The organism is Castellaniella sp., assembly GCF_047971665.1.
Lineage (GTDB): Bacteria > Pseudomonadota > Gammaproteobacteria > Burkholderiales > Burkholderiaceae_B > Castellaniella.
Genome location: NZ_JBKEAA010000023.1, coordinates 1 through 15,548, shown reverse-complemented (window position 1 = coordinate 15,548; position 15,548 = coordinate 1). Strand labels below are relative to the sequence as shown.

Here is a 15,548-nt window from a genome sequence, read left to right as displayed (position 1 = left end):
TTGGCGCGACAGACCGGTGCGTGCGTCAATTTGACGCAGCAGCATCAGCCCGCCATCCGAACTCAGGTCGCCGCCCTGGAAATTGGCTTGCAAATGACGCCGCCCAAGGCGCCCAAAATCCAGTTGTTCGGTGGTACGATTTGGCATAGGCGTTCCTTTTGGTTGTTTGGCGTCAGATACCAATAACCATAGGCCTTCGGGCGGGGATCGCCTATTCCTTTTTACCCTCGTCGCGAAATTTCCGGGCTAGCTTGGTCTGGTCAGAACTCGTCGGTGCCTGAGATGAGAGTGTAATCAGTCCGTGACATGACAGGATTTCCAAAATATTGGAAATAAAAGCAATAAATGGTTCTGGCGGAGTGCTGATACTAGACTGATTTCGGTTGTTTCAGCGGTTCTTCTGGAGCTTTGTGTCACATGTTGCAGAGGGTCTGATGAGGATCCCTCCAGTACCCTGTCGGGCCAATAGGCATGAGGAGCGTGTGATGTATCGAATGCCAGGAGCCTGACGATGCATACGACTGGTTTTTTCTTGCGTGACGCAGTCGATCAAGCCTCGCGCGTGGGCAGTTTGCGTGCTTCACAGAACAGAGACCCTCATCATCCAGAGCCTCATTATTGGTAAGGCCATTAATAAAATAGTCAGCTTGGAAATCAAAAAGATATCATGGGACGAAGGCGATCGTAATTACATGATTAATAAGAAAATAATGAATGGCCTTAATGTCAAGCAAGGGTAAACACCTATTTAAGCGGGATTGACCGAAAATATCTCGAATCCATAAAATTCACCATTAATCTTAGAGTTCGATCAAATTGGTAAGTCCATTTGGATGCTGGACTGAACTCTACATCTCGCCTCGTCTCATCCTGTCCCTGGAGTCCCCTCGATGCCCTCTAGCATCTGGCAACAGAATTACGATCCTGCCGGCAACATCTGGCTCTCTGCGCTGGTCGCCTGTCTTCCCATCCTGCTGTTCTTCCTGTCATTGACCGTGATGCGTCTCAAGGGTTGGCTGGCAGGAACCTTGACTGTGGCGCTTGCCCTGCTCGTGGCCCTGTTCTTCTACGGCATGCCTGCCGGACAGGCCCTGGCCTCGGCTGTCTACGGCTTCTTCTATGGGCTGTGGCCGATTGCCTGGATCATCATCGGCGCGGTTTTTCTGTACAAGATTGCCGTCAAGACCGGTCAGTTCGACACGATACGCGAATCGGTGCTGTCGCTGACGGCTGACCAGCGACTGCAGATGCTGCTGGTCGGCTTTGCCTTCGGCTCCTTTCTGGAGGGGGCGGCCGGCTTTGGCGCGCCAGTGGCCATCACGGCGGCATTGTTGGTGGGGCTGGGCTTCCGCCCTCTGTACGCCGCCGGCCTGTGCCTGGTGGCCAATACGGCGCCAGTGGCCTTTGGCGCCATGGGGATCCCCATCATCGTGGCCGGACAGGTGACCGGCATCCCGGCGTTCGCCATCGGTGAGATGGCTGGCCGTCAATTGCCGTTCCTGACGATCATCGTACTGTTTGTCATCATGGCCATCATGGATGGTTGGCGCGGCGTGAAGGAAACCTGGCCCGCGGTGATCGTGGCGGGTGGCAGTTTTGCGATCATGCAGTACCTGACCTCGAATTTCATCGGCCCTGAGCTGCCGGACATCACCTCGGCGCTGGTTGCCCTGGTGGCGCTGTCTGCTTTCCTGCGTGTGTGGCGGCCGGCATCCATCTTCCGCTTCTCCGCCACGGGGGAGGGGACCGAGCATCTGTCGCCGGACGCCCCCGAAGCATGTCCCTCCGGCCGTGCCTTCACGAAAGGCGAGGTTTTGCGCGCCTGGTCGCCGTTCATCGTGCTGACGGTGATGGTCACGATTTGGTCGATTCCTCCCTTCAAACATCTGTTCCAGGGTGATGGGCCTCTGCACAGCTGGATCACCAGCATGTCCGTCCCCTGGCTCGACGGGCTGGTCCAGAAAATGCCTCCCATCGTGGAGCAGGCCGTTTCCTACGCCGCAATTTACAAATTCGACTGGTTCTCGGCCACGGGGACGGCGATCATGATCGCCGCCTTGATCACGATCGTGACAGCGCGTCTGAAGCTTTCCTCTGCTGCGTGCGTGTTGGGCGAGACGCTGAAGGAACTGGCCATCCCGATCTACACGATTGGCATGGTGCTGGCGTTTGCTTTCATTGCCAATTATTCCGGCCTGTCCGTGACGCTGGCGCTGGCGCTGTCGTATTCGGGCGATGCCTTCACGTTTTTCTCGCCGCTGTTGGGCTGGCTGGGCGTGTTTCTGACAGGGTCGGATACCTCGTCCAATGCGCTGTTTGCGGCATTGCAGGCGGCCACGGCGCATCAGATCGGGGTGCCGGAAGTCTTGCTTGTGGCCGCCAATTCGACTGGCGGCGTCACGGGCAAGATGATTTCGCCGCAATCCATCGCCATCGCCTGCGCGGCGGTGGGGCTGGTCGGTCGCGAATCCGACCTCTTGCGTTTCACGGTCAAGTATAGTTTCCTGTTCGTTGTCATCGTCGGCATCTTTACGACGTTGCAGGCTTACGTCCTGCCCTGGATGATCCCGACGCTCTAAAGCACTCTCTTTGCCTGCATGTATGCGCCTGTCCGACCGCCTCGTGGAACAGCTTCAGACCCTGATCGATGAACAGGGGCTGAAGCCGGGCGACCGTCTGCCGGCCGAGCGCCGGCTGGCCGAGACGCTCGGTGTCTCGCGGCCCTCGGTGCGCGAGGCCATCCGTCAGCTGGCCAGCCATGGGTTGTTGCGCAGCCGGCAGGGCGGAGGCACGTATGTCCAGGCGCGCGAGCCTGTGACGGGGGGCTGGCAGGATCGGCATCTGGTGCGTCCGCTGGAAGACCTGGTGTCCGACGACCCCGAATACCGCTACGATGTGCTGGAGGCCCGCTATGCGCTGGAGGGTGGCACGGCCTGGCATGCCGCCCTGCGCGCCACGCCCCGGGATTGTCAGGCCATCCAGCAGCGGTTCGAGGACATGGTGCGGTTCCAGAGCTGCGGTGATCCGGACCTGTCGGCGCAGGCCGATGCGCAGTTTCATCTGACCATCGCCGAGGCTTCCCACAATGCCGTGCTGTTGCAGATGATGCGCGGCGTCTTTGAGCTGCTGCGCGCGACGGTGACGGACAGTCGCCAGCGGATGTTCACCCTGCAGCATACCCAGGATCAATTGACGGCCCAGCACCAGGCGCTGATGGAAGCCATCCTGCGTGGTGACGCCGAAACCGCCCGGTCGACCGTCTGGTTGCACCTCGACTTTGTGCACGGCACTGTGCGCAAGCTCGACGAAGACGAGGCGCGGCGCGCCCGTTCCTCCCGTTTGCCTCCTTTCATACTGACATCATGATCATTTCCGCCTCTACCGATTACCGCGAAGCCGCCCGGCGCCGCCTGCCCCCTTTCCTGTTCCATTATGGCGATGGCGGGGCGTATGCCGAATACACGTTGCAGCACAATGTCAGCGACCTGGCGAGTGTGGCGCTGCGTCAGCGGGTGCTCAACGACATGTCGCAGCTGGACCTGTCCACGCGCCTGTTCGACGAACACCTCTCCCTGCCGATCGCCCTGGCGCCGGTGGGGCTGACAGGGATGTATGCCCGCCGGGGCGAGGTCCAGGCGGCGCGGGCGGCGGATCGCAAGGGCATCCCCTACATCATGTCCACCGTGTCGGTCTGCCCCATCGAAGAAGTCGCGCCCGCCATCAGCCGGCCCATGTGGTTCCAGCTGTATGTCCTGAAGGACCGGGGCTTCATGAAGAGCGTGCTGGAGCGCGCCCAGGCGGCCGGGGTATCGACGCTGGTGTTCACGGTGGACATGCCGGTGCCGGGCGCCCGCTATCGGGATGCGCACTCGGGAATGAGCGGCCCTTATGCCGCCCTGCGCCGTTATGTGCAGGCGGTGCTGCATCCACGCTGGGCCTGGGATGTCGGCCTGCGGGGCCGTCCGCACGATCTGGGCAATGTGTCCAGGTATCTGGGCAAGCCGACCGGCCTTGAGGATTACATCGGCTGGCTGGGGAATAATTTCGATCCGTCGATTTCCTGGAAGGACCTGCAATGGATCCGCGATTTCTGGAAGGGGCCGATGATCATCAAGGGCATCCTGGATCCGGATGATGCGCGCGATGCCGTGCGTTTTGGGGCTGACGGGATCGTGGTGTCCAACCATGGCGGGCGGCAACTGGACGGGGTGCTGTCCACCGCCCGCGCGCTGCCGGCGGTCGCCGATGCGGTCAAGGGTCAGATCAAGCTGCTGGTGGATTCGGGCGTGCGGACCGGCCTGGATGTGGTGCGCATGCTGGCGCTGGGGGCCGACACTGTGCTGCTGGGCCGTGCCTGGCTGTATGCCCTGTCCACGGATGGCGAGGCTGGCGTGGCCAACCTGCTGGACCTCATGGAAAAGGAGATGCGCGTGGCCATGACGCTGACCGGCGCGCGCACCATCGCCGACATCACCCGGGATTCATTGGTGCGCATCTGAGACGCCGCGCCGCGCCCGCGTGGCGCGGCGCGGCAGGCGCCTCAGATCGGCTCGTCCAGCCCGAACTGCACCTGCTCGGCGGCGCGCAGCAGGGCGCGGGCCTTGGCTTCGGTTTCCTGCCATTCTTTTTCGGGGTCCGAGTCGGCGACGATGCCGGCGGCTGCCTGGACGTACAGCATGCCGTCGCGGACGATACCGGTCCGGATGGCGATGGCCAGATCCATCTCGCCGCCGTAGCTCATGTAGCCGGCGGCGCCGCCATAGATGCCGCGGCTCACGGGTTCCAGTTCATCGATGATTTCCATGGCCCGGACCTTGGGCGCGCCGGTCAGCGTTCCGGCGGGGAAGGTGGCCCGCAGCACATCGATGTTGCTCATGCCGTCGTTCAGTTCGCCGCGCACGTTGGACACCAGATGCATGACATGCGAATAGCGTTCGATGGCCATGGTGTCGGTGACCTCGACCGTGCCGGCCTTGGATACGCGGCCGATGTCGTTGCGCGCCAGGTCGATCAGCATGACATGTTCGGCGCGTTCCTTCGGATCGGCCAGCAATTCCTGTTCCTGATGCAGGTCGTCGTCCTGGGTGGCGCCGCGCTTGCGCGTCCCGGCCAGGGGGCGGATGGTGACCATTTCGCGGGGACGGCCGTCCTCGAATTCCCGGTCCTGGCGCACCAGGATCTCCGGTGAGGCGCCGACGACGTGGAATGTGTCGAAGTTCCAGTAGTACATGTAGGGCGAGGGATTCAGAGACCGCAGCGCTCGGTACAACGACAGTGGCGAGTCGCGGAAGGGCTTGGCGATCACCTGGCCGACCTGGACCTGCATCAGATCGCCCGCGGTGATGTAATCCTTGGCCTTGCGCACGGCGGCCAGATAGTCGTCTTTTTTGAAGTCGCGTTCCGTGGGGGTCTGCATGCTGGCGTAGGCATAGGGGATGACCACGGGCGTGCGCAGTTTTTCACGCAGGGCCTTCAGGCGGCGGCGGGCCAGGGCGTAGGCCTCGGGCTGCTGGGGATCGGCGTAGACGATCAGGTAGGTGCGGCCCGCCAGATTGTCGACGATGACCAGCTCGTCGATCTGCAGCAGCATGATGTCGGGCGTGCCCGGCTGCTGGCCGGACGGGCGCGGCTTGACGCAGGGCCCCAGGCGCGGCTCGATATGGCGCACGGTGTCGTAGCCGAAATAGCCGGCCAGGCCGCCGGCGAAACGCGGCATGCCGGGCAGCAGCGCGACCCGGAAGCGTTTCTGGAAGGCTTCGATGAAGGCCAGGGGATCGCCTTCGTGGGTTTCCACGACCTGGCCGCGGGTGACGACTTCGGTGGTGGTGCCGGTGGCGCGGATCAAGGTTTTGGCCGGCAGGCCGATGAAGGAATAGCGGCCGAAGCGCTCGCCCCCCACCACGGATTCCATCAGGCAGCTGTTGCGTCCTGCCTCAGGTCCCGCGTGGGCCAGCTTCAGGTAGATCGCCAGGGGCGTGTCCAGGTCGGCGTAGGTTTCCGCGATCAGCGGAATCCGGTTGTAGCCTTGGGCGGCCAGTGCGTTGAATTCGATTTCCGTCATGGTGGTCTCTGGGTGGGGGGGACAGACCGGGACAGAAACGAAACAGCCCGGCCGATGAGGGGTCCGGGCTGTGGAGCGGGCAGCGCAGCAAGGTCTGCGCATACCGTGTAACCGTCATTACCCGGAACAAAAACACCACCAGCGCCAATAGGCGCCGGTGTCGATCGGGTAAGCAGTCATGGTCATGCGTGTTCGGTCTGTGAAGTCGCGTCGGCGGCCCACTGGGCGGCCTCGACAAGGGAGTCAACTATAGCATCCACTGGCAGGCTCTGCACAGGGCGGCCTTCGTTGTAGCCGTAGGGCAGGGCCAGCACGCGCATGCCGGCGGCGTTCGCCGCCAGGGCGTCATTGATCGAATCCCCGATGAACAGCGTCCCGGCAGGCGATGTGCCCAGCAGGTCGCAGGCATGCAACAGCGGCATGGGATCGGGTTTTTTGCGCGCGCAGGTGTCACCGCAGACGACGGCGTCGAAATAACCGTCCAGACCCTTCTGGCGCAGCAGGGGCGCGGTGAATTCGGTGCCCTTGTTGGTGACCACGGCCAGCCGGGCGCCCTGATCGCGAAAAGCCTGCAGGCCTTCGAGCACCCCGGTGTAGAGGTGGCTGCGCTGGCCGTTCAGCGCCCGGTAGTGGTCCTGATAGCGCGCCAGGCCGCGCATGACCATGTCCACGTTGGCGGCGGCGCCCTCATGACTCAGGGTGCGGATGACCAGTTGCTCCACGCCTTTGCCGACATAGGTGCCGATGATGTCCTCGGCGATCGGGGGCAGGCCCATGTCCCGTCGCATGGCGTTGGCGGCGTCCGCCAGATCGGGGAGGGTGTCCAGCAGCGTGCCGTCCAGGTCGAACAGAATTCCGGAAAATCGCATTCAGGGGATCTCTCACATCAGCGGGTGTCATCCTATCACTTGTCGATGGATGACGTCGTGTCGGGGCGTCAGGCGCGCGCCGGATCCTGACCGCCCGCTGCGCGCCGCCGTGTTTCTCCCTGGGCAATGCCGTCGCGCAGGGCGGCGATCACACGGGCGTAGTCCGGTTGTCCGAAAACCGCTGAGCCCGCCACGAAGACATCGGCGCCGGCGGCGCGGATGTCGGCAATGTTGTCGGCCTTGACGCCGCCGTCGACTTCGAGGTCGATGGGCTGGCCGCCCTCGGCCATCCAGTGGTCGATGCGCTGACGCGCCTGAGTGAGTTTTTTCAGCGTATGCGGGATGAAGGATTGACCGCCGAAGCCCGGGTTGACCGACATCAGCAGGATCAGGTCGAGACGGTCCATGACGTGATCCAGCCATTTCAGGGGCGTGGCCGGGTTGAACACCAGCCCGGCCCGGCACCCGTGGTCGCGGATCAGGGCCAGGGTGCGGTCGACATGCCGCGAGGCTTCGGGGTGGAAACTGATGATGTTCGCGCCGGCCTGGGCGAACGCCGGCACCAGGGAATCGACAGGTTCGACCATCAGGTGCACGTCGATGGGGGCTGTCGTGTGAGGGCGCAAGGCCGCGCACAGCATGGGCCCCATGGTCAGATTGGGCACGTAATGATTGTCCATGACATCGAAATGGATCCAGTCGGCCCCCGCGGCCACCACATTGACGACCTCTTCGCCCAGGCGGGCGAAATCGGCGGACAGCAGGCTGGGGGCGATGCGGGCGGCGGGCAGTTCGGTCATGGCGAAAGTGGGTCCGGATATGTCATGATGACGGTTTCGTACAGCCCTCATTTTAGTGCACCCCCGGGTGCCGCTCCGGCATGAAAAAGTTACTGTGGTCTGCGACCGTCCTGGTCGTTCTGAGCGCCTGCTCCTCGGTGCCGCTCGATAATGCCGTCCCTGGGGATGGCGCTGGCGGCGCCGTCTCGGTCGGCCAGCCGTTGGCGGTCCCGCCGCTCTCCGCGTTGCCGGAGACTCCCGCGCGGGCGCTGCAGGGGCGGTATACGGCCGTTTCCTGGGACAGCCTGCCGGGTTGGAGGGATGATGACCTGGCGCATGTCTGGAAGGCGCTGCTGAATGATTGCCGGGGGCTGATGCGGCCCGTGTCGGGATCGCTGACATTGCCGGCGCGCGCGGCGCCCCGGGCCTGGCAGCCGGTCTGCCAGGCCGCGGCGCAGTCCGGCCTGGGCGCCGGGGCGGGCAGCGTGGAGGTGCGCCGGTTCCTGCAGGATCAGTTGCGGCCCTGGCGACTGGACGCATCCGCGGGTCAGTCTGCCAGCGGTACCGTGACGGGCTATTACGAACCGCTCATCCGCGCATCGCGCACACGGGAGGGGGTCTACCAGTGGCCGCTATACGCGACGCCGGACGATCTGCTGACCATCGACCTGGGGGCGGTCTATCCCGAATTGGCCGGCAAGCGGGTGCGCGGCAAACTCGAGGGGCGCCGGGTGGTGCCCTATGACACGCGGGCCCAGATCACGGCCGATCCGGCCCGCCAGCCCGCGGTGATCGCCTGGGCCAATGATCCGGTCGAGGCGTTTTTCCTGCAGATCCAGGGATCGGGCCGGGCCGTCCTGCCCGATGGCAGTGTGCTGCGGCTGGCCTATGCCGACCACAATGGGCGGCCGTACGCCTCCATCGGTCAATGGCTGGCCCGGCAAGGCGAAATGCCGTTGTCCAGGGCTTCCATGCAGAACATCAAGGCCTGGGCGCGCACCCATCCCGAACGGGTGCCGGAACTGCTGAACGTGAATCCGGCCATGGTGTTCTTCCGCGAGGAGGCCATCGTCGATCCCGAGCTCGGTCCCAAGGGGGCCTATGGGGTGCCGCTGATGCCGCAGCGCTCGATCGCGGTCGATCCGGCCTATGTGCCGCTGGGGACGCCGGTTTTCCTCGAGACCGGCGCTCAGAGAGGCGCGAATCCGTTGCGGCGACTGGTGTTCGCCCAGGATACCGGCGCCGCGATCAAGGGCGCAGCCCGGGCCGATTTTTATTGGGGTACCGGAGACGAGGCGGGAGCGAGCGCCGGGCGCATGAAGCAATCCGGCCGGATGTGGCTGCTGTGGCCCGCGCGGGCCGGGGCGCCGTCGGCGCGCTGAGCGCCGTCCAGGACAGGAACCTCCTGCGCCGCGATTTCCGGCGCGGGACACAGTGAGATGATCGGATGAAGAATCAGGATTCCATACTCGTCTGCGGCACAGGCATCGCCGGTCTGGCCTGCGCGCTGGGGCTGGCCCGGGCGGGCCTGCCCGCCACGCTGCTGGGCGCGCGCCAGGTCCCCGACCAACTGGCCGCGGATGACTATCACCCGCGTGTCTACGCGATTTCGCCCGCCAGCCGCGATCTGCTCGATCGCCTGGGGGCCTGGCGGCTGATGGATGCGCGTCGCGTCACGGCGGTCCAGGCCATGGAAATCCAGGGCGATGCTGATGGCCGACTGGGCCTGTCGGCCTGGCAGGACGCGCGCGACACGCTGACCTGGATCGTCGAGGCCGGAGAGATCGAACGCGCGCTGCATCAGGCTGTTCAGGTCATGGGCATTGTCTGGCACGAGGACCGTTTCGAGCGTCTGGAAAATCGCGTGGCGGGCGTGCGGGTCACGACCAGCCAGGGCCAGGTGCTGGAGGCGGCGCTGCTGGTCGGCGCCGACGGCGCGCGCTCCCCGGTGCGGCAGGCCTCCGGAATTGAATACCATTACACGCCTTATGGCGATATGGGGGTGGTCGCGCATCTGGATCTCGGTTTGCCGCACCAGAACCGCGCCTGCCAATGGTTCACGGGCGACAGCGTGTTTGCGCTGCTGCCTCTGCCGGATACGGCGGACGGCCCGCAGGCGTCTTTGGTGTGGTCCATGCCCGAGGGCCGCGCGCGTGAATGGCTGGCGCTGGATGCCCAGGCCCAGCAGCAGTTTTTCGCCGCGCACGCGCGCGCCATCACAGAGGATCGTCTGGGCGCATTGCGCCTGCGCACACGGCCGCAGGGCTTTGCGCTGACCCTGGAGCGCAGCGCCATGGTCGCGCCGGGGATCGCCCTGGTGGGCGATGCGGCGCATCGGGTGCATCCGCTTGCAGGACAGGGGCTGAACCTGGGGTTGGGGGATGTGCGGGATCTGGTGGATGTGCTGCGGACGCGTGAATCCTATCGCGCGCCGGGCGACCCCAGGGTTCTGGCCCGTTACCGTCGCCGCCGCGCCGAACCCGTCTGGGCCATGGGCCTGGTCACGGATGGCCTGCACCGCTTGTTTGGCGCGTCGAACGCGCCGACCGCCTGGGCTCGCAATCAGGGCATGCGCCTCGTCGATGGCCTGCCTTTCCTTAAACGCCGCCTGATCCGGGCGGCCGCCGGCGATTGACCGCCGGTCCGTTTGTCGAGGTTCACTCCATGAAACACTCCCTGAATCTGGCCGCCGTGCTGCTGTGTGCCAGTCTGTCCGTGCAGGCGCAACCGTCCGGCGAGCCGGTCTTGAATGTCCAGACCGCGAGCGTTCAGTCCGATTCGACCCGGACCGATTCGACTCAGGCCGTCCAGCGCGCCTTTGAGCAGCGCTTTCCCGGCATTCAGGTGGACGGTGTGCGGGCGACCCCCATGACGGGGATCTTCGAGGTTCAGGTCGGCATGGACCTGCTGTACACCGATATCCAGGTGGATTATGTGCTGCAGGGCTCGATGGTCGATGCCCGGGCGCGCCGGGATCTGACGGCCGAACGGCTCGAGGCGCTCCAGAAAGTGGTGTTCGACAGCCTGCCGCTGGATCGCGCGATCAAGCAGGTCAAGGGCTCCGGCGCGCGCAAGATCGCCGTCTTCGAGGATCCGAACTGCCGCTACTGCAAACAGCTTCACCAGACCCTGGAAGACGTCGACAATGTCACGGTCTATACCTTCCTGTTCCCGATCCTCTCGGCGGATTCCTCCACCCGTTCGCGTGACATCTGGTGCGCGGCCGACCCGGCCCAGGCCTGGAAAGACTGGATGCTCAACGGCAAGGATCCGGTCAAGGCGGAATGCGACACGCCGCTTCAGGCCAATCTCGAACTGGGCCGCAAACTGAACGTGCAAGGCACGCCGGCGCTGTTCTTTGCCGATGGCGCCCGCATCAACGGCGCGCCGCCGCTGGATGAACTGAAAAATAAACTCGACGCCCAGAACGGGTAGGGCAACGTCAGCGGCCCGTCATGGCGTGACGGTACTGGCCCGGACTCTGACCCGTCCATTTCCTGAACGCCCGGTTGAAGCTTGCCTCGTTGCGAAATCCGGCGGCCGCGACCACCTGCTTCAATGACTTGCGTGATTTGGTGAGCAGGTGAATGGCCACCTCCTGCCGTACCTCGTCCTTGAGACGTTGCAACGAGGTGCCTTCCTCGGACAGATGGCGGTACAGCGTGCGGGTGGACAAATTGAGTTCGAAGGCCAGGGCGTCCGCATTGGACAGTTCGAGACCGCGCGCCCGCAGCAGATCCCGCAGACGCTGCGACAGCAGCCGGTCGCGCCTGTATTGCAGCACGATCAGGGGCAAGGGGCGCAACAACATCTGGCGCAGGTCGCGGTCGTCGCGGCGCACGGGCAGCTTGAGGTATTCGGCATCGAAGCTGAAGCCGGCATGCCGGGCCTGAAAACTCACTGGCCCGCGAAATATCACGCCATAGGCTCTGGCATGCGCGGGTTCGGGGTACGGAAATCGCGCCCCGGTCAAAGGGATGCGTGAGTCGATCAGCCAGCAGGCAAAGCCCAGGGCGTTGCGCAAGGTGGTCACCAGACAGAATTCGCGCTGCCGTCCCAGATCCGTGCGTTCATGGACATCCAGATGGGCCGAGCCGCCTTCGATGCGCATTTCGAGGCGGATATCGTCGACCAGCAGCGCGTAATGGCGACACCAGCGTGACAAGGCGACCCGCAAGTCGGCCGAGGGCAACGCGGCGCGGCACAGCATGCCGTTGGTCCCCCATGGCAGACGCCGGGCGAACCAGCCGAGCGCTTCGTCGTCGAGCTCCCGCATGGCGGCATCCGACAACGCCTCGAATTGATCCGCTGTGACCCGCGCCCCGGGGCGGGCCAGGATCGATTGCGGGATTTGCGCCGCGCGCAAGGCGTGATCGGGGGCTTTCCCGTAGCGCTCATAAGCATGGATGATCGACTGAACGAAGGCGATCGGTGTTTCGGCGGCAGTCGGCTGCATGCAGGAATTATCCAAGTCATTGGCAGAATTTGCAAAGAAATTGGCGCGACTGCCCTCTGCGGGATGTCTATCCTGAGCAAATACCGAGTCAAGCCAATCGCAAGGATGTGTGGTGCGAATCATCCCCCGTCAAACAAGGCCGTGTCCGGCCGGATTCCAGTGCCGCGCCGAGTGCCTCCGGTGCTTGGCGGCTGCCTCCGGATGCATGGGCGGACCAGGCCGGTTCGCGTGCGAGGCTGAGCGATGAGCATGACCGCGCGCATCGTCGAGGTGGGTCCCCGGGATGGACTGCAAAACGAGGCAGGGATCGTGCCGACGGACACCAAGCTGGCGTTCATCGAGCGTCTGGTGGCGACGGGATTGAGACAGGTCGAAGCGACTGCGTTCGTGTCGCCCAAATGGGTGCCGCAGATGGCTGACCATGCGAGGCTGCTGGCCGCCCTGCCCAAGGACGACGGGGTCAGCTATCCTGTGCTGACGCCCAATATGAAAGGCTTCGAGGCGGCGATGGCCGCCGGTGCGACGGAAGTGGCGATTTTCGCCGCGGCCTCCGAAGGATTCTCGCAACGCAACATCAACTGCTCGATCGCCGGGTCGATCGGACGTTTCGTGCCTGTCGTCGAAGCGGCGCGTCGGGCCGGCATTCGAGTGCGCGGCTACGTCTCGTGCGTGATCGGCTGCCCCTATGACGGCCCCATCGACCCCGCCCAGGTGGCCGCGGTTGCCCGGGATCTGAGCGAACTGGGCTGCTACGAGGTGTCCCTGGGAGACACGATCGGCGTCGGCACGCCCGCGTCGGTGCAGCGCATGTTGGCGGCGGTGGCCGCCAACGTGCCGGTCTCGAGACTGGCCGGCCATTATCACGATACCTACGGCATGGCGATTGCCAATGTCATGGCTTCCTGGCAATTCGGGCTGCGCAGTTTCGACAGCTCGGTCTCGGGCCTTGGCGGTTGTCCGTATGCCAAAGGCGCATCGGGCAATGTGGCGACCGAGGACGTCGTCTACCTGCTCCATGCCCTGGGCGCCGAGACGGGGGTCGATCTGGACCGGCTGGTAGACTGCTCAGCCTGGATCAGCGCTTTCCTGGGTCGTCCCCCGGGATCACGCGTCACGCGGGCCCTGCTCGCAAAAAGAGCCGCATCACCATCACTTTGAACCATCGCGCGGACACGCGGTCTCATCCCCCATGTGGGCGTTGACCGGATCGCGCACACATCATCCCTGCCAGGATGCCCACATCAGGCAAAGACGAAACACAGGAGGCAATGCATCAATGAGTTCGGACATCTCCCCTATCGATACCGTCCCTCACGACAATCTGGCGCATGTCAGCGGTCCGACGGGTGTTCCGCTGTCCTCGCTGACGATGGATGCGCTTTTGCGCGAGACCGTCAGCCGGAGGCCGGACCAGTTGGCCGCCGTGTTTCGCGCGACCGGAACCCGATGGAGCTGGCGCCAGTTCGAGGCGGAGGTGTCGGCCCTGGCGGCCGGGTTTCAGGCGCTCGGTCTGCGCAAGGGCGACCGGTTGGGCATCTGGGCGCCCAATCGTGAAGAGTGGGTGTTGACGCAGTTCGCCACGGCCCGCATCGGCGTCATTCTCGTCAATATCAACCCGGCCTATCGCCTCGCGGAACTGGAATACGCCCTGCATACCGCGGGTTGCCGGGCTATCGTGGCGGCGGAACAGCTCAAGACGTCCAACTATCTGGAAATGCTCAAGGCGCTCGCGCCGGAGCTGGAGCGTTGCGAGCCCGGCGCGTTGCGCGCCGACCGGCTGCCGGATTTGCGCATCGTCATCCGGATGGGCGAAGGCCGCACGCCGGGCATGCTCAATTTCAATGAGGTGCTGGACAGCGGGCGGGGTGCCGGCATCGGCGAGGCGCCGACGCTGACCTGCCACGATCCCATCAACATCCAGTTCACCAGCGGCACCACGGGCAGTCCGAAGGGTGCGACGCTGACGCATCACAACGTCGTCAACAATGCCCGCTTTGTCGCCCGCGCGATGGGGCTCACGGAGGCGGATGCGCTGTGCGTTCCCGTGCCGCTTTATCACTGCTTTGGCATGGTCATGTCCGTGCTGGCATGTGTCGCCACAGGCGCCACCATGGTGTTTCCGGGCGAGTCATTCGACCCGGTTGCGGTCCTGTCCACGGTAGAGGCCGAGCGCTGCACGGCGCTGCATGGGGTCCCCACGATGTTCATCGCGGAACTCGACCATCCGGATTTCGACCGCTTCGACCTGTCCACATTGAGAACAGGCATCATGGCCGGCTCGCCCTGCCCGATCGAAACCATGAAGCGGGTCGTGTCGCAGATGCACATGAGCGAAGTCACCATTGCCTACGGCATGACCGAGACCAGCCCGGTGTCGTTCCAGAGCTCGGCGGATGACCCGCTGGAGCGGCGGGTGACGACCGTGGGTCAGGTACAACCCCATCTCGAGGTCAAGCTGGTGGATGTCGACGGCAAGACGGTCAAGGTCGGTGAGCGCGGCGAGCTTTGCACACGTGGCTACTCCGTGATGCAGGGCTACTGGAACGATCCCGCGCGCACCAGCGAGGTGGTGCGCGAAGGCTGGATGCACACCGGCGATCTGGCCGTGATCGATGCCGACGGCTATTGCAACATCATCGGCCGCGTCAAGGACATGGTCATCCGCGGTGGCGAAAATCTGTATCCGAGAGAGATCGAGGAATTCCTTTTCCGCCACCCGAAAGTCCAGTCGGTGCAGGTCTTCGGCATCCCCGATGTGCGCTATGGAGAGGAGTTGTGCGCGTGGGTCGTCACCAAGCCCGGCATCGAGTGTTCCGAGGAGGAGATCCGTGATTTCTGCCGCGACCAGATCGCGCACTACAAGGTGCCGCGCTACATCCGCTTTGTCCCGGAAGTCCCGATGACGGTGACGGGCAAGGCGCAGAAATTCGTGATGCGCGAAAAAATGATTCAGGAACTGGGCATCGCACCGGAACAGACGGCTTGATGCGCCGCCTGTCTTCACCGGAGGCAGGTCTGCCTTCCGCGGGGGAGCGCGCCTTTTCCGGAAGGGGGCGCATCTCTTGCGGGGGCGGCCTGACGGCAAATCGGACAGCGGGTGCGCCCACCCGCTGAGTTCACACCAGTCCCGAGACGTCCAGTCTGGCGGAGGTCTTGGCGCGGATTTCGTCGACCGTCACGCCCGGTGCCAGCTCGGTCAGCCGCAAGCCGTCGTCGGTGACTTCCATCACGCCCAGGTCGGTGATGATCAGATTCACCACCCCCACCCCGGTCAGCGGCAGCGTGCACTCGGGCAACAGCTTCAGGGACTCCGTGCCGTCCTTGGCGCGGGCGACGTGTTCCATCAGCACCACCACCTTGCCCACACCCGCCACCAGGTCCAT

Annotated in this window: 14 protein-coding genes; 8 read left to right on the top strand and 6 right to left on the bottom strand. The window is 64.4% G+C overall.

What is annotated here, in order from left to right:
- Window positions 1-147 (bottom strand): transposase (locus ACK5JE_RS10100; protein WP_416801583.1); only part of this gene is annotated, 147 nt, incomplete at its 3' end.
- Between the two features lie 743 nt (window positions 148-890).
- Here ACK5JE_RS10100 and lldP point away from each other — a divergent pair.
- The 3 genes from lldP to lldD are packed head-to-tail and all read left to right on the top strand — an operon-like array spanning window position 891 to window position 4,499.
- Window positions 891-2,579, top strand: a complete 1,689-nt coding sequence (gene lldP, locus ACK5JE_RS10095; protein WP_416801582.1) for an L-lactate permease — start codon at window positions 891-893, stop codon at window positions 2,577-2,579.
- A 22-nt stretch (window positions 2,580-2,601) separates the two neighbouring features.
- Window positions 2,602-3,366: a transcriptional regulator LldR gene (gene lldR, locus ACK5JE_RS10090; RefSeq protein ID WP_416801581.1), complete on the top strand. Its 765-nt coding sequence runs from the start codon at window positions 2,602-2,604 to the stop codon at window positions 3,364-3,366.
- The gene (lldD, locus tag ACK5JE_RS10085; protein WP_416801580.1) at window positions 3,363-4,499 is read left to right on the top strand and encodes an FMN-dependent L-lactate dehydrogenase LldD; all 1,137 of its coding nucleotides are present in this window, start codon (window positions 3,363-3,365) and stop codon (window positions 4,497-4,499) included. Before lldR ends, lldD begins: the two co-directional genes overlap by 4 nt.
- A gap of 41 nt (window positions 4,500-4,540) precedes the next feature.
- On the opposite strand, the gene trpE is transcribed toward lldD, so the two are convergent.
- From trpE to rpe, 3 genes are all read right to left on the bottom strand, one after another.
- Window positions 4,541-6,061 (bottom strand): anthranilate synthase component I, encoded by a 1,521-nt coding sequence (gene trpE / locus ACK5JE_RS10080; RefSeq protein WP_416801579.1) that lies wholly within the window; start codon window positions 6,059-6,061, stop codon window positions 4,541-4,543.
- Window positions 6,062-6,243: 182 nt separating this feature from the next.
- Window positions 6,244-6,930: a phosphoglycolate phosphatase gene (locus tag ACK5JE_RS10075; RefSeq protein ID WP_416801578.1), complete on the bottom strand. Its 687-nt coding sequence runs from the start codon at window positions 6,928-6,930 to the stop codon at window positions 6,244-6,246.
- 68 nt (window positions 6,931-6,998) lie between these two features.
- Window positions 6,999-7,730, bottom strand: coding sequence for a ribulose-phosphate 3-epimerase (gene rpe, locus ACK5JE_RS10070; protein WP_416801577.1), 732 nt, complete (start codon window positions 7,728-7,730; stop codon window positions 6,999-7,001).
- Between the two features lie 80 nt (window positions 7,731-7,810).
- Here rpe and ACK5JE_RS10065 point away from each other — a divergent pair, with 80 nt between their 5' ends.
- The 3 genes from ACK5JE_RS10065 to ACK5JE_RS10055 all read left to right on the top strand — a co-directional run bounded on the left by ACK5JE_RS10065 (window position 7,811) and on the right by ACK5JE_RS10055 (window position 11,144).
- Window positions 7,811-9,091 carry a murein transglycosylase A gene (locus ACK5JE_RS10065; protein ID WP_416801576.1) on the top strand — a complete coding sequence of 427 codons (1,281 nt, stop codon included), beginning with the start codon at window positions 7,811-7,813 and terminating at the stop codon, window positions 9,089-9,091.
- A gap of 65 nt (window positions 9,092-9,156) precedes the next feature.
- On the top strand, window positions 9,157-10,344 hold the full coding sequence (locus tag ACK5JE_RS10060) for an FAD-dependent monooxygenase (RefSeq protein ID WP_416801575.1): 1,188 nt from the start codon (window positions 9,157-9,159) through the stop codon (window positions 10,342-10,344).
- A 29-nt stretch (window positions 10,345-10,373) separates the two neighbouring features.
- The gene (locus ACK5JE_RS10055; RefSeq protein ID WP_416801574.1) at window positions 10,374-11,144 is read left to right on the top strand and encodes a DsbC family protein; all 771 of its coding nucleotides are present in this window, start codon (window positions 10,374-10,376) and stop codon (window positions 11,142-11,144) included.
- A gap of 7 nt (window positions 11,145-11,151) precedes the next feature.
- Here ACK5JE_RS10055 and ACK5JE_RS10050 read toward each other — a convergent pair whose 3' ends face one another.
- Window positions 11,152-12,165, bottom strand: coding sequence for an AraC family transcriptional regulator (locus ACK5JE_RS10050; RefSeq protein WP_416801573.1), 1,014 nt, complete (start codon window positions 12,163-12,165; stop codon window positions 11,152-11,154).
- Window positions 12,166-12,408: 243 nt separating this feature from the next.
- On the opposite strand from ACK5JE_RS10050, the gene ACK5JE_RS10045 reads away from it, so the two are divergent.
- Complete coding sequence (locus ACK5JE_RS10045) at window positions 12,409-13,323, top strand: hydroxymethylglutaryl-CoA lyase (protein ID WP_416801572.1); 915 nt, start codon at window positions 12,409-12,411, stop codon at window positions 13,321-13,323.
- A gap of 118 nt (window positions 13,324-13,441) precedes the next feature.
- Entirely contained in the window at window positions 13,442-15,151 is a 1,710-nt protein-coding gene (locus ACK5JE_RS10040; protein ID WP_416801571.1) for an AMP-binding protein, read from the top strand.
- Window positions 15,152-15,281: 130 nt separating this feature from the next.
- Here the strand turns inward: ACK5JE_RS10040 and ACK5JE_RS10035 are convergent.
- Window positions 15,282-15,548: CoA-transferase (locus ACK5JE_RS10035; protein WP_416801570.1), on the bottom strand; the 267-nt coding region annotated here is incomplete at its 5' end.